The sequence below is a fragment of the Nostoc linckia z4 genome (assembly GCF_002608075.1).
Lineage (GTDB): Bacteria > Cyanobacteriota > Cyanobacteriia > Cyanobacteriales > Nostocaceae > Nostoc > Nostoc linckia.
On record NZ_LAHA01000037.1, the window covers coordinates 15461 to 30834 of the forward strand.

The 15374-nt window shown below is 41.7% G+C and carries 10 protein-coding genes; 7 read left to right on the forward strand and 3 right to left on the reverse strand.

What is annotated here, in order from left to right; translation table 11 throughout:
- Nucleotides 1-37 precede the first annotated feature (37 nt).
- The 5 genes from VF06_RS24660 (at nt 38) to VF06_RS24680 (ending at nt 5561) form a co-directional block, all read left to right on the forward strand.
- Entirely contained in the window at nt 38-658 is a 621-nt protein-coding gene (locus VF06_RS24660; RefSeq protein WP_096534786.1) for a hypothetical protein, read from the forward strand.
- 122 nt (nt 659-780) lie between these two features.
- Nucleotides 781-2871, forward strand: a complete 2091-nt coding sequence (locus VF06_RS24665) for a WD40 repeat domain-containing protein (RefSeq protein ID WP_099066030.1) — start codon at nt 781-783, stop codon at nt 2869-2871.
- A 65-nt stretch (nt 2872-2936) separates the two neighbouring features.
- The gene (locus tag VF06_RS24670) at nt 2937-3539 is read left to right on the forward strand and encodes a hypothetical protein (protein WP_099066031.1); all 603 of its coding nucleotides are present in this window, start codon (nt 2937-2939) and stop codon (nt 3537-3539) included.
- Nucleotides 3540-3547: 8 nt separating this feature from the next.
- Nucleotides 3548-4336, forward strand: coding sequence for a GUN4 domain-containing protein (locus VF06_RS24675; RefSeq protein ID WP_099066032.1), 789 nt, complete (start codon nt 3548-3550; stop codon nt 4334-4336).
- Between the two features lie 37 nt (nt 4337-4373).
- The gene (locus VF06_RS24680) at nt 4374-5561 is read left to right on the forward strand and encodes a WD40 repeat domain-containing protein (RefSeq protein WP_099066033.1); all 1188 of its coding nucleotides are present in this window, start codon (nt 4374-4376) and stop codon (nt 5559-5561) included.
- 68 nt (nt 5562-5629) lie between these two features.
- On the opposite strand, the gene VF06_RS24685 is transcribed toward VF06_RS24680, so the two are convergent.
- Together VF06_RS24685 and VF06_RS24690 are read right to left on the reverse strand one after the other, a co-directional pair.
- Nucleotides 5630-6004 (reverse strand): DUF1257 domain-containing protein, encoded by a 375-nt coding sequence (locus tag VF06_RS24685; protein ID WP_099066034.1) that lies wholly within the window; start codon nt 6002-6004, stop codon nt 5630-5632.
- A 75-nt stretch (nt 6005-6079) separates the two neighbouring features.
- Entirely contained in the window at nt 6080-7717 is a 1638-nt protein-coding gene (locus tag VF06_RS24690) for a Ycf46 family AAA ATPase (RefSeq protein ID WP_099066035.1), read from the reverse strand.
- Nucleotides 7718-8157: 440 nt separating this feature from the next.
- Here VF06_RS24690 and ilvD point away from each other — a divergent pair, with 440 nt between their 5' ends.
- Nucleotides 8158-9849: a dihydroxy-acid dehydratase gene (gene ilvD / locus VF06_RS24695; RefSeq protein ID WP_099066036.1), complete on the forward strand. Its 1692-nt coding sequence runs from the start codon at nt 8158-8160 to the stop codon at nt 9847-9849.
- 56 nt (nt 9850-9905) lie between these two features.
- Here ilvD and VF06_RS24700 read toward each other — a convergent pair whose 3' ends face one another.
- Nucleotides 9906-14081, reverse strand: a complete 4176-nt coding sequence (locus tag VF06_RS24700; RefSeq protein ID WP_099066037.1) for a GAF domain-containing protein — start codon at nt 14079-14081, stop codon at nt 9906-9908.
- A gap of 584 nt (nt 14082-14665) precedes the next feature.
- Between VF06_RS24700 and VF06_RS24705 the strand changes: the two genes are divergently transcribed.
- A complete protein-coding gene (locus VF06_RS24705) occupies nt 14666-15346 on the forward strand; it encodes a RibD family protein (protein ID WP_099066038.1) in 681 nt (226 codons plus the stop codon).
- The last annotated feature ends 28 nt before the right edge of the window (nt 15347-15374 follow it).

The following is a 15374-nucleotide window of genomic DNA, read 5'->3' on the forward strand; positions in this document are numbered from 1 at the left end:
AGTAATTTTTAAATGTGTAGCTGCAAATAAAAAAATTATGACTCGTCGTCATCTTTTGCAAGAAGGGCAATCTTACACATTTCGCTCCTATTTTGAAATGCCTTATGAAGCAGACGAAATTTTAGCGGAATTGGGTTATGGTTTGCTAAAAACACGAATGGAGTTACCACGTAGCGATCGCAATTTAGAACGTTTGCCGGAATTACAACAGCGAATTGATGAATCTTTACCACTAGTTAGCTTGAGCAGCGAGACAGCACGACGTGAAACACTGGTAGCACCTACATTGCTGGAAGTTGCTCGTTATTGTCAATGTCAAATCAGGATTGAGTATCCATTGACAGTAAACAACTGGTTAAAGGGTAATTTAGATTATTTCTTGAAAAGCAATCTAAGTTTATTGGTAGTTGAAGCGAAAAATGATGACTTAACAAGAGGCTTTACGCAGATGGCAGTAGAATTAATTGCTATTTCTGAAGTAGAAGAAGGTGAGATTTTTTATGGTGCAGTAACAATTGGTGATGCTTGGCGTTTTGGTCGCTTAGAAAAAACCAAGCAGCAGATTTTTCAGGATATTTCGCTGTATCGAATTCCCGATGATTTGCCAGATTTAATGAAGATTTTGGTAGGAATTTTAGAATCAAGTAGTAGCGTTTGATATAATTCGTGCTTTTACAGGGAAAAAGTTGAATGAAAAGTGCGATCGCTAAACTCAAATAATCTCCTCTCTGTGCCTCGGCGGTTCGTTTAAAAAAATAACTATCATTTTATATTAATACAATGGATAAAAAACAAAATCAACCTAAAGAATATGATGTTGTGTTTGGTGGCGATAATCCTTCACCATTAGGCGGTTTGGTATTAGGAGGCTTAGAAGGAGCCAAACACCGTTTATCAAGTAATCTTTTAGAAGAACGTATTGCTGCACTTTCTGAAGTCTTGAACTATGGAGAACCTGGTTTAGATTTGTTGATTCAGGCTTTAAAAGATGAATCAGAACAGGTTCAGAACAAAGCCTACCCTCTTTTGTTATCAAGAAAGGAAGAAAATGTCAAAGAGGCACTGAGCCAATACAAGCCTTGGCAATTTTTTGAATACTTACGCACCACAAGCGGACATTCACATCCAGTATATTGCCGTGCAGTTAGCCCGGATGGACAAATTTTAATAACAGGTGCAAGTGATGGTATTAGAGGTTGGAATCTAAAAACAGGAAAACAACTTTATTTTTTGTCAAATCCCTATCCTAGATATGTGAGTATTAGCTCTGATGGAGAGAATATTTTAAGTGTATTTTATGATTATAGTATACAATTTTGGGATTTAAAAACTGGTCAATTTCTTCAAAGTATTAACCTAGAAGATTCACGTCGTTCTACTTCTATAATTGTTAGCTCAAACTGGCAGATTGCTGTAGGTTTCAAAAACAAAAGCATTGATATCTGGGATTGGAACACAAAACAGCTAATCCGAACCCTCAAAGTTTATTGTGGTAAGCTTAGTTCTATAGCTCTGAGTTCAAATGGAAAAATTTTAGCAGGAGGTAGTTTTGACAACCGCATCCGAGTTTGGGATTTGAATACAGGAAAAGAAATTCAGACACTTGAAGGTCATGTACAAAGTGTTTGTTTTCTTGCAATTAGTCCCGATAATAAAACTATTGTTAGCTGTGGAGATAAAACTATAAAAGTATGGAATTTAGAAACAGGTAAGTTAATCAATACCTTTATAGGTCATAAACGTCGTATAGTTTCTGCTACTATTAGTCATGATTGGCAAACGATTATTAGTTATAGTACAGACAAATCTATCCTTCAATGGAATTTAAATACAGGACAGAAATTAGGCACATATCAAGAGACTTTTGAAAATGATTTCTCTTTATTAATCACTGAGCAAGGACAAAATTTTATTACTATCAGCGATCATATAGTGAACACATGGAATTTATATACAGGACAAGTAATCAACACATTCTCAGTAGCAGGACATTTAGGTTCAATTAGTTCTCTCGCCCTCAGCCCTGATGGATTAACTATTTATAGTTGCGGAGGTGGTGATGCAACCATCAAGTTATGGGATGCTAGAACAGGGGATAAAATTTCTACTCTCTTTGGTCATTCAGCACCAGTTCATTGTTTAGTTACTAAGCAAGATGACAGTATTTTATTTAGTGCTAGTAGCGACAAAACTATCAAAATTTGGAATGTAAAGCATCAGCAAGAAATAAGTACACTTGTTGGTCATTCCAATAAAATTTTTGCTTTGGATATTAGCCATAACGGAAAAATTTTAGCTAGTGGAGATTTAGATGGCAATATTAAAGTATGGAATTTGGAAACAGGAAAAGAAATTTATAATTTACAACAAAAGGCATACTCAAATCCTGTTATAAATAGAGTGTTTAGCCTAGCTATTAGTCCAGATGGTAAAAAATTGGTTAGTTGTACCGAAAGACTTTATCCAGTATTGCAAGTTTGGAATTTAGAAACAGGCGAAGAAATTTATTCACTAACAGATATATCCGTTGAGCATATCAAGATTAGTCCCAATGGAAAATATTTAATTAGTGGAGCGTATTATCGACAAAATATTGAAGTACGTGATTTACAAACAGGAGCAGAAATTCGTACTTTTCCAGGACAAGTAGATTGCTTAACTATTAGCCAAGATGGAGAAGCAATATTTGTCGGTAGTAAAGACAAAAGCATTCAAATCTGGAATTTAAATACAGGAGAACTAGTTCGCTCGCTAAAACCACACCCATTTCATTATGACAAAAAAGCAATAGCTATCAGCCAAAATGGGCAAATTCTTGTTAGTGGGAAGGGGGGTAATATTAATATATGGGGTGTACGAAAAGTTGAGTGAAAATTGCGATCGCCTCACCTCAGTGATTGGGAATACTAAGTAGTAGGCTCAACAGTAAAAACCTGATGAAAGAAAATACCAATCGCCCAAGAGTTTATGATGCTGTTCTTGGCGGTCAAGAAAAAGCGCCTCCTGGTGCTGTAGTATTAGGAGGACTAGAAGGTGTTAAAAGACGCTTGGCAAATCCGGTAATTGAACAAAGAATCGCAGCACTAGAAGAAGCACTCAAGTATGGCGAAGCAGGTTTGGAATTGGTAATCTGGGCGTTAGACGATAAATTATGGAAAGTACGCCAAGCAGCTTATTCACTACTAGCTTCTCGACAAGAACCTATAGTACAAGAAATACTTCAGGACTATAGTCATAAAATTGACAGATATGATGCTTTCGTAGCGATGGCGCGTGCTGGCGGAGTGTCCGATATCGATACACTAATGGAGAATCTAGAAAATGACCGCACTAGCGCCACCTACAAGTTAGTTGACTTTACACTGGGCTTAGTTGATACCCCTCAAGGTCAAGACCGAATTCGACATTACCTGTTCAATGGCACCCAGATACAACGTAATTATGCAGCACTTTATTTTAAACGACGCGGAGCAAAAAATATTTTAAAAGAAGCAGTAAACCAAGGGTGTATTGATAAATTGCAAGCATTTTCTAAATAAAAACAGCAATGTCAGAAAATCGCAATCAACCAAGAGAATATGATGCTGTGCTTGGCGGACAAGTACCACCTCCTGTTGATGGTGTAGTTTTAGGAGGTATTGAAGGTGTTAAACGACGTTTAAGCAGCGCCACATCTCCACAACAACAAATTCTCGCCGTTGCAGAAGCCCTAAAGTATGGCGAAGCCGGTATCAAGTTGGTGTTTGAGATTGTAAATACTGAATCTGAAAAGTTGCAATCTACAATATCGTCACTCCTGGGACAACAAGCATTAGCAAAAGTGCAGTCCCATCTACACAGTGAAATACCATTAATCTCTGCGGTTGATTTAAACTACAGTCGTTTGCAAAATTTACTTGCTTCGGGAAAGTGGAAAGATGCAGACCAAGAGACTGCTAGTATAATGCTGCGGGTATGCGATCGCCAACCACAAGGATTTTTAGATCCATCAGACATCGAAAAATTCCCTTGTGCAGACTTAAGCACGATTGAAACTCTCTGGCAAAAATATAGCAATGGACGCTTTGGTTTTGTTGTCCAAACCCATATCTGGCAAATCGTTGGCGGTACATCAAATCCTGACTGGGAAGTATGGTGTCGCTTTGGTAAAGGTGTGGGATGGTTTTCTCAAGGTGGTTGGTGCTATTGGAATGATTTGAAATTCGATTTGAGTGCGCCGGTGGGAAACTTACCCCGTGGCGGTGCATTTATTGGTTGGGGGTTAGGCGACTTTTGGACGGGTTGCAGAACCCTGTCTGCGCTTGCACAGAAATTAGCCAACTGCAAAATAGCTTAAGTTTGGGAACACTGATATAAGTCAGAGGTAAAAAGCGATGCCAGATAATACCAATCAACCCAGAGAATATGATGCCGTACTTGGCGGACAAGCACGACCTCCTGTAGATGGGTTAGTTCTAGGCGGAATTGAAAGTGTTAAACGAGGCTTGAATAGTCTATCTGAAGAAACACAGATAGCATCTCTTTATCAGGCATTAAAATACGAAGAAGCTGGCTTAGAAATAATTATTCTGGCTTTGAATAGTAAATCAAAAAAATTAAAGCTTTATGCATATAATATACTCCAAAATAGAAGAGAGCGCAATGTAACAGAAGTATTAAAAAATTATAGTCATTATCAATTTTTCGAGTGTCTCAGTACCATTAATCAGCATTTGGCATGGGTGAAATCTGTAGTTATTAGCCCAAATGGACAAACCCTTGTCAGTGGGAGTGGTGATAAAACTATAAAAATTTGGGACTTAAAAACGAAAGAAAAAATTTGTATTAGAACTCATAATTTTGATTACCCTACTTCTCTTGCTATTAGTCCTGATGGACAAACTTTTGTAAGTGGGAGTGGAAACAATATTATTCAGGTATGGAAATTAGATACAGGTAGAGAAATCTTTACCCTAAAAGGGCATGAAGACTCTGTATATGCGCTAGCTATCGCTCCAGATGGGCGAACTCTATTTAGTGGTAGTTGGAAATGTCTTAAAGTGTGGAATCTTGAAACAGGAAAAGAAATTTACACTCTTAGAAGACATCCATCCTGGGTTAGAGGAATTGCTATTAGTCCTAACGGTCGGAATTTTGTTAGTAGCGGTGATGACAAAATAATTAGAATTTGGGATTTGTATACAGATAAGGAATTAAATATCCTGACAGGACATTTATCTCACGTCAGTTCTATTGCTATCAGTCCAGATGGGCAAACTCTTATTAGTGGTAGTTGGGGTAGCATTAAATTATGGGATTTTCACAAAAGATGCGAAATTCACACATTCAGAGCGCATTCATCTTGGGTTAGAGCAATTGCCATTAGTCCAGATGGAAAAATAGCGTTTAGTGCTGGAGATGACAATACTATAAGAATTTGGGATCTTCAAACCAAACAAGAAATAAATACTCTTATAGGTCATTCTGGATCGGTTTATAGTCTTGCTCTTAGCCCTGATGGACAAACTTTAATTAGTGGTAGTCAAGATAAAACTATTAAAATATGGAGTATACCAGAGTAAATTAAATAAAAATCAAGTATCTGGCTCTGAATATCTAGGACGGGCAAGATGCCCATCCTACAAAGTTTTTACACCCAACGTCCTACAACTACTCGGACAGTTCCATCTGCTAATACTTCTTCGTCTTCAACATTAAAACCTTGTTCTTGGACTGTTGCCATCAAGGTTTTATGAGCATATTTTTGACTGATGGAATTAACAAATTGTTGTTGATTAATTTTTGCTCCCCAAAAGTCTGCAACTATTTCGTAACTCTCTCCATTACGGCGAAAACCCAAGTCATAACCGTTTTTTTGACGAATTACATACTCGGCTTGAGTTGTATCGCCCCGATATCCACGTACATTGGTGTTAGACTCCACTTGATAACCCAATTCTTGCAACACTTCATGAAGAATTTCACCGCGTTTGATTTGAACTTTAATAGTTGTGAAATGAGACATGATATCAATTTTGGATTTTAGATTTTGGATTTTGGATTAAAAAACTAGGGGCAGAAAACACATAGTTTTTCTATTTTAATCAACTTCTAAAGGGCCGATTCCTTGTTGAGTTGAGTAGTGCTTTAATTCCTGCACTAACTGAACATCATTGGAAGCTGGCCTTGCGCCTGCTTCTGCTGCCCATTGCTTTAAGGCTTCAATTTGATTGCGGGCGATCGCAGCTAAGGGTACTGTCTGCGCTACAGCCTGTAAAATATCTTCTGTATTGAAGTCTCGCCGCTGTCCCTCCACTCTTGTGGAAAATGCTTGGTGCATGGCATCAATAATTACTTGTTCAATTTCTGCACCGCTGAAGTTCGCAGTTTGTTTGGCTAACACAGCTAAATTAAATTCTCGCAGGCGGTTGGGACGTAACCGCTGCAAATGCACTTTAAAAATCTCTTGGCGTTCGGCTTGCGTAGGTAAATTCAAAAAGAAAATCTCATCAAATCGTCCTTTGCGTAACAACTCAGCTGGTAATATTTGCACGTTATTTGCGGTGGCGACAATAAACACTGGGCTGGTTTTCTCCTGCATCCAAGTAATTAAACTGCCAAAAACCCGGCGCGATGTCCCCGAATCCCCATCAATACCACTGGTAATATTGCCAAAGGCTTTGTCAATTTCATCAATCCACAAAACGCAAGGTGCCATCGCTTCAGTTAGCTGTATCATTTGGCGGACGCGGCTTTCACTTTCACCAACAATCCCGCCAAATAAACGCCCAGAATCTAACCTGAGTAAAGGTAAACGCCATTCATGGGCGATGGTTTTGGCTGACAGGGATTTACCCGTTCCCTGTATCCCCACCAACAGCATACCTTTAGGATTAGGAATACCGTAGCGTCTGGCTTCTTCAGTAAAAGCATCTTGGCGCATCTGTACCCATTGTTTGAGTTGATCTAATCCTCCCACTCGTTTGAGTGATTCTTGCGGTGTGAAAAACTCTAAAATCCCAGTTTGGCGGACTGCTTGCTTTTTTTCTTCCAACACACCATCGATGTCAGATTCATTTACTTGCTGTTTGGCTGCTAAGGCTTTTGCTAAAACTCTAGAAATACGAGTGCGGCTTAAACCTTGACAGGCTTTAACTAATTGTTCCCGCGCCAAACCGGAAACATTTAATTTCTCTGGTACTACTAACTGTTGAATTAAATAATCGATTTCACCGACGCTAGGTAAAGGAAAATCAACCACTGTTACCTCTTGCAGTAGTTCATCGGGAAGTTCTAAAGTATGACTGGTAGTGATGATGGTTTTACGCGATCGCTTTAACTCCCGCGTCAAGTTTCGTAACTCCCTGACAATGGGCGCATTCTTCTCTGTGGTGGGGTTTTTCACAAATGGATGCAAATCTCGCAGCACAAACATCGCAGCTGTTTGCGAGTCAGCTTTAGTAATGCGTGCCAATGCAGCCATCACCGAACCTTTATCTGCACCATTGTCACTCCAACCCCGCACAATATCCCAAAATAAAATTTGTCGTTTTGGCACAGAAAGCGATGCAACTTGCAACAGCACTTCCTCCACAGGTTCTTCTTCCACACAAATCACATACACTAAGGGATACCGTGCCCGAATCATCAAATCGAGTTGTTCTACCAAGGAGGCATATTGTTGATTCTCTCTGTGATGAGTTGAATCTTCTTTTCCATGTTGATGAAAGTTGCTCATTTTTCTTAAAAATAAGTTGAATCCAATACCAATTTGGGATTTGAGATTTGGCGCTACTTGAGATTAAAAGCCTTCGCTACAAGGGTGTTCCATGAATTTCAAACAACATTTCCTATACCAATTCAAAATTCACGCATTCAGAAATTTGAGCATCATCAGTAATATCTCATAAATAATTTAATAACAATGTATAAAGCCGCACTAAATCTTTACCTCTCTTTTGTTTAGCGTTCTTGGCGGTTCTTTTTCAAACTTAAGTGGATTTTTATAAATTATTAGTATTAATTATAACTAATTTGCGCTTTGTAATCAAGTAGCACGGTGTCGTAGTACCAAGTTTTTGATATTTTTAAAATATCAATTTTAACTAAACATATATTAGACATCTCAAAAAAAATTACCTATGATGCTTGTACAGCAATTCCCTCAAGGCCAAAGCAATGTCAGAGAATTTCAGAAGTAAAGTTGTTACACAAGGAGTGCAGCGATCGCCAAATCGGGCTATGCTGCGTGCAGTGGGTTTTCAAGATGAAGACTTTCACAAAGCAATTGTGGGTGTGGCTAATGCTTATAGCACCATCACACCCTGTAACATTGGTATCAATCAGCTAGCACAAAGAGCGGAAGCGGGAATTAAACTAGCCGGGGCGATGCCGCAAATCTTCGGCACAATTACCATTAGTGATGGGATTTCTATGGGAACCGAGGGGATGAAATATTCCCTAGTGTCACGAGAAGTAATTGCTGACTCCATTGAAACCGTTTGTAATGGTCAAAATATGGATGGTGTCATTGCCATCGGTGGCTGTGATAAAAACATGCCAGGAGCGATGATTGCGATCGCACGGATGAATATCCCGGCTATCTTTGTTTACGGTGGCACAATTAAACCAGGACACTACAATGGCCGCGACTTGACTATTGTGAGTTCCTTTGAGGCTGTGGGTGAATACAGTGCTGGCAAAATTGACCACAACGAACTGATGGAAGTAGAACGCCATGCTTGTCCCGGTGCTGGTTCTTGCGGTGGGATGTACACAGCCAATACTATGTCCTCAGCCTTTGAAGCGATGGGTATGAGTTTACCCTATTCTTCCACAATGGCGGCACAAGATGACGAAAAAGCCGATAACACCGAAGAATCAGCCAAGGTATTAGTAGAAGCAATTCGCCATCAACTGTTACCCCGGCAAATCATCAACCGCAAATCTATAGAAAATGCTATTTCTGTAATTATGGCTGTGGGTGGTTCAACTAACGCCGTGTTACATTTTTTGGCCATCGCTAGTGCAGCTGATGTAGAACTTAATTTAGATGATTTTGAGACTATCCGCGCTCGTGTCCCTGTTTTGTGCGATCTCAAACCTAGTGGTAGATACGTAGCCACAGACTTACATCAAGCTGGTGGTATTCCCCAAGTGATGAAAATGCTATTAGTGCATGGATTACTTCATGGAGACTGTATCACCATCACAGGTAAAACCATCGCCGAAATTTTAGCAGATGTCCCCAATGAACCACCAAGCAATCAAGATGTGATTCGTCCTTGGAATCACCCAGTGTATCCCCAAGGCCACTTAGCAGTTCTCAAAGGCAACCTTGCAACAGAGGGAGCAGTAGCAAAAATTACCGGAGTAAAAAATCCCAGCATTACCGGTTCTGCAAGGGTATTTGATTCCGAGGAACAATGCTTAGATGCCATCCTCGCAGGTAAGATTAAAGCTGGTGATGTAATAGTCATCCGCTATGAAGGCCCCAAAGGCGGCCCTGGTATGCGGGAAATGCTTGCACCCACCTCAGCAATTATTGGTGCGGGTTTAGGTGATACAGTGGGGTTAATTACCGATGGACGCTTTTCCGGCGGTACTTACGGGATGGTAGTGGGACATGTGGCTCCCGAAGCTGCCGTTGGTGGTGCGATCGCTCTGGTGGAAGAAGGTGATAGCATCACCATTGATGCTCATGCTCGCCGATTGCAAATCAACATAGACGATGCAGAATTAGCCCGTCGCCGCGCCAAATGGCAACCCCGTCCACCACTTTATACAAAAGGCATCCTAGCCAAATATGCCAAGTTAGTTTCCTCTAGCAGTGTTGGTGCTGTTACGGACTTGGATTTGTTTAATGAGTAGGGAAGGGGGAAGGGGAAAGGGGAAGGGGGAAAGGGGAACATTTAGCCTCCTTCAACCTAATTTTTGAGAAATTTTGCAATGGTTTCTATTAGTTCTTCTGGTTCCATAGGCTTAGATATATGGCAGTGGAATCCTGCTGCTATTGCCTGCTTTTCATTAATTTCGCCAGCATAGGCAGTTAAAGCGATCGCTATTATATTTCCCCCTTGTTCTGGTGGCAGATTTCTCACTTGTTGCACGAACATATAGCCATCTATCTGGGGCATTCCGATATCACTTAACAACACATCTGGTTGAAAATCTCCTAACATTTTCAGTCCTGCCATTGCAGAATCCGCCATCATAACATTTGCGCCTGACTGCTCTAGTACGAAGGCCACAAACTCGCGGCTGTCAGTATCATCATCTACTATTAAAATCTTGATTCCACTTAAATCTAAAGTTTGCTCGGTCTGGCTAACATCTTGATTGATTGTTCTTTGAGTCAGCATCAGTGGTAGTTTAACTACAAAAGTAGCTCCTAATCCTTCCCCTGGGCTTTGTGCCTCAACAGTACCACCATGTAATTCCACTAAGCGGCGTACAATTGCTAGTCCTAATCCCAAACCACCAAATTTTCTGGTAGTGGTACTATCAGCCTGACGGAAGTAATCAAATACATAGGGAAGAAACTGGGAAGGAATACCTTTGCCATTATCACTAACTGTAATTTCAGCTAACCCCTGACACTGTTCGAGCTTGATTTCCACTTGCCCTGATGATGGTGTAAATTTAATCGCATTTGTCAGCAGATTCCACACTATTTGCTGTAAGCGGTTGGCATCACCAGCTATTTGTCCGACATTTGGCTGGAGCATGGTCTGTATTTTAATTGACTTAGCTTCCGCCGCCAGTCTGACTGTTGCCATTGCATCACTAATTATTAAGGTCAAATCCACTGGAGTTACATCGAGATTCAGTTTGCCTTGCAGTATGCGAGACACATCTAATAAATCTTCAATTAATTGGGCTTGTAACTTGGCGTTACGCTCGATGGTTTTTAAAGCTTCAGTTGTTTTTGCCGAGTCTAACTTTTGAGACTGGAGTAGGCGCGACCATCCCAAAATAGGGTTGAGGGGTGTACGCAACTCATGGGAGAGAACCGCCAAAAATTCATCTTTGACTCGGTTAGCGGTTTCTGCGGCGCTTCTTGCTGTTCGTTCTGCTTCGTAGAGGCGGGTACGGACGATGGCCTGGGCACATTGTTGCGCCAGGGATAAAATAAACACTCGTTGCTCCTCATCTAACTGTTGCGGTTCGATGAAACCAAAGGACATACCTCCCACTGCTCGGCCCTCAACCATCAGGGGAATGGAAATCCAAGCATGGAAGTTGTACTCTTTGTACTGTTGAGACAGGTGTGGATAGCGGATTGCTCGTGTTTGTGATGGTTCTGCCCAAATGGGTTGTCCAGTCCGCACGGCTTCTGCCAAAGGTACAGGCTCATTGAGAGAAAATCGCTGCCAAGCGTTGATTTGGTCTGGTTCACAACCAACAGTTCGTAGGACTTCGAGTTCAGTACCAGTGTCGTTGAGTAGCGCAATCATGCCAAAGTTAGCACCCAGAGCCACAATTCCTCGATCTACAATTACATCCGCCACTTGCAAAGGAGTTAGCGATTCTGAAAAAGCAGCCGTCACGGACTGAAGCAGGGTAATGCGCTCAGCAGATCTGGTGGCGGCTTTTTGTGACTGCTGTGCTTCTAAGTAAAGGCGGGCATTATCAATGGCGATCGCCGCTCGATGGGCTATATCTTCTGCCAATGCTAAATCTGCCTGAGTATAACGGCGATGGTTTTGGTCTGTAATAAAGGAAATTGCGCCTAAAATTTGTCCGCGGGCAATTAATGGCGAGATAATGCCAGATTTTAACCTTAGTTGGCGTAAAATTCCCAAATGTTCGGCGTCTTGAGCCGCCACCACCAATGCGGCATCTGGAATTTCTGCCGCTATCTCAGTTTTTCCAGTCCGCAACACCCTACCAACTGCCTGAGAAGCGTCAATTTGTCTGGGATATTGCTGATTAATTGCCCAAGCCAATGCTACTTTTGTGCGATCGCGGTGAGCTACAGCAACCTGATGAATGAATTGATTGTCTTCTAACAAATCGATGACACACCAATCTGCAAAAAATGGCACTACCAAATTGGCAACACTGGCCAGAGTCAATTCATAATCCAATGATGATGCCAGTGCCGTGCTAATTTCTGCCAAAAATGCAGATCTTTGTTGGTCGGCTTCTGCTTCTTTACGGGCAGTTTGTTCTTGGACTTGCTGGCGCATCAATTGGGCGCGTTCTGCTTCCGCTTGTTTGCGTTCGCTAATGTCTTTATTGATACAAATTAAAAATATGGGGTTGCCAGCTTTGTCAGACACAGTTTTGGCTGTTGTCTCGATGTGTACTGGGGAGCCATCTTTTCTGAAGCAGGGAATTTCTCCACAAAAGTCTCCTGTGGCTTGAATAGACTGCATGATTTTAGCCATGATTGCAGTTTTCATGTCTGAGGGATAGAGAAAGTTCATTGGTTTGGCGATCGCTTCTTTTGCTGTATAGCCAAAGATTTGCTCGGCATTGCCCAACCAACGTTGAATCTTACCTTCCAAATCCGTCAAAAATACGGCATCGGGCATTTGTCGTAAAGCAACATCGGAAATCAATAGCTCTGCTTCGGCAAGTTTGCGTTCGGTAATGTCGTGCATCACCACAACTGCCGCCAGTTTTTTGCCCTGGCTATCCCAGATGGCCTGGCCGCTGGCAAGTAGGGTCTTGACTTTTCCTTGTTTGGGGGCGATGACCATTTCAACATTTTCTACTATCTCACCCTGTAAGGCTCGAAATAGGGGAATCTCATTTTTGGACATCCGCGTTTTGCCATCAGGCAAATACAGATCGTAGTACTGTGCCCATTGTTCAGGTGGTAGTGGTTGCTCCGGTAAACCATGAAATTCTCGTGCTGCGCGATTAAATAAAGTCAAAATTCCTTGAGCATTACAAGCCACTATTCCTGCCTGGACATTATCAAGCAACACTCTGAGTAATTCCTGTTCTTTTTCCAGGGCTGCTTCGGCTTGCTGTCGTTCTGCAATTTCCAGGTACAGTAATTCGTTTGCTTGGGATAATTCCGCCGTTCGTTGTTCAACTAAGCGCTGCAATTCATATTGTGCTTGTTGTCGTACTGCTTCTGTTTGCTGTTGCTCCAGTTCGGCGGCGATGCGTAGGGCAAAGATACTCAAGAGAAATTCTGCAAGCTGAACATTTGTTAAAGGCTTGGTATCCATAACGCCCAGTAGGCCCAGGGGTAAACCTGTGGTGTCAAAAAATGGAACCGCTACATAGCTTTCTATCTTGAAACGTTCCAAAAAGGGCGCATTGGGAAACAAGGCTCGGACTCGATTAGGATAGCAGCATAATTTTCGTTGCCGGAGTACTTCTTGGCAGGGGGTATTATCCAGCAGGTATCTAAAGTTGTCAATAATCTGCCCCTTGGCGCAGGTGGCCATTGTCCGGATTGCTTGTCTATCGTCTCCGTCCACCAAACCAATATACGTGTAATCAACCTCCAGCACTTTGCTCACATACTGTACTAAAGCAAAGAAAAAAGCTTCACCCGTAACAGCACCAAGACCTCCACTGACTTCCAGCAACGCTGCATCGATTTGAGCAATTTTATGGGTTGCCAATCGCAGTTCTAGTTCATCCATTACCATTGCCGCAAGATCCGCCAGCAGAACTTTTTGCTCATTTGTGAAGGCATCACGGGGTTGTGTATCCAACAAACAAACAGTGCCTAAATTCAAGCCATCTGGGGTCAGCAATGGCGCACCAGCATAAAATCGCAAATCTGGTTTATTGTGGACTAATGGATTTGATGCCAGAGGATGGTTTTGCTTGATGTCAAGAATGACTACTACCTCCTTAGATAACAGCCCCAAGCTGCAAATACTCGCATCTCGCTGCACCTCACGCATATCTAAGCCATAGGCAGATTTAAACCAGCCTCTCGATTCATCGATTAGGAAAACCAGAGCCATTGGTACATTGAATAAGCGCGCTGCCAAGGAAGTGATGCGATCGAAGGCAGCTTCCGGTGGAGTGTCGAGAATGTTATATCGTCGCAGTGCCTCTAAGCGTTCTACTTCATTTGCAGGTAAAGAGGCGGTTGTGACAATGGGTTTCGAGGGAGTTTCACTCATGAACTTGGAGACAATAGGCAACTAGAAAGCTAGGAATACAACGGCAATGACATTGCATGATTTATAAATGCTTAACCAAGCTAGTACCGCTGCGCGTAAGTCAAAAGTCAAAAGTCAAAAGACTGTGATTTGAGGCTTTTAGGCTGTTTTGTCTGTTTATTTACGCCGTGCTGCACTAGCCTTAGCAGAGCTTAAGGAAGTTATAACTTTAATTAGGTATTCTAGCTGTATAGATTTGGTAATGTACCATCGAAAAGCGCCACTAGTAGTACGCCAAGGCAACTTGGCTCTTTAAAGGGCAAAGGTGAAAGGGACTCATGTTTTTTATCCCTTACCCTTTTCCCTTTAACCTTTACCCAACCTCCACGTAACATTTTTGGGTTGGCAGACTACTAGAGCTTATCTTAAATTCTCATAGCAATTTGCATTCAAAAACGTAATTTCAAAATTTCCCAACTCCACCTCCCCACCTGTTCGGAGTTAGAATTACGTTCTAGATGCTTGCACTAAATGATATTCGTAATTAGTTTACTGCTAGTGTATTCCACTGAGTTGAAAACCGCTATAACTCTCACAACATAATTATGTCAACTATCCAAACAACTGTAATTCTTGCTATCACGGCTGACGGGAAAATTAGCCCTGTAGATTCTAAAGCACCGCGTAATTCCTATCCAGTAGATCAAGAACACTTGGAATATCAAGTTTCTTTGGCCGATTTAGTTTTAATGGGAGCAGGGACGGCTCGGAATGAGGGAATAGCTTTTACAATTGAGAATCCCGAATTGTTAGCAGTACGTCAGTTTCGGGGCCAGCCTCCCCAGCCAATTACTTGTGTTGTCACATCTTCACTGAATCTATCGCCAGATATGGATTTTTTTCGTCAGGATCTTGAGCGGTGGATATTTACAACAGGAGATGCTATCAAGGGTAGTTCTGATGCAACAACCTTAGACAAGCTCGCCAAATTAATCGAACTTGGCGATACAGACTTGGATTGGGATAGAGCATATGACTTAATGGCACAGCAGGGTATCCGGAAAATATTTGCTTTGGGGGGTGGCTCTTTAATAGCTTCTTTAGTGCACGCGGGGCGAGTCGATGATTGGTGGCTGACAATTTTGCCCGTCATCTATGGAGGAGCAAGTGCGCCTACTCTTGTGGAGGGTGAAGGTTTTCTTCCGAGTGATGCACCTAAACTAGAACTCATTGAAACTCGCCAAGTTGGAAGTGAATTATTCTTGCACTACCGCACACTCAAGTGAAAAAGTGTTGACTGTTGACCGTGAACTG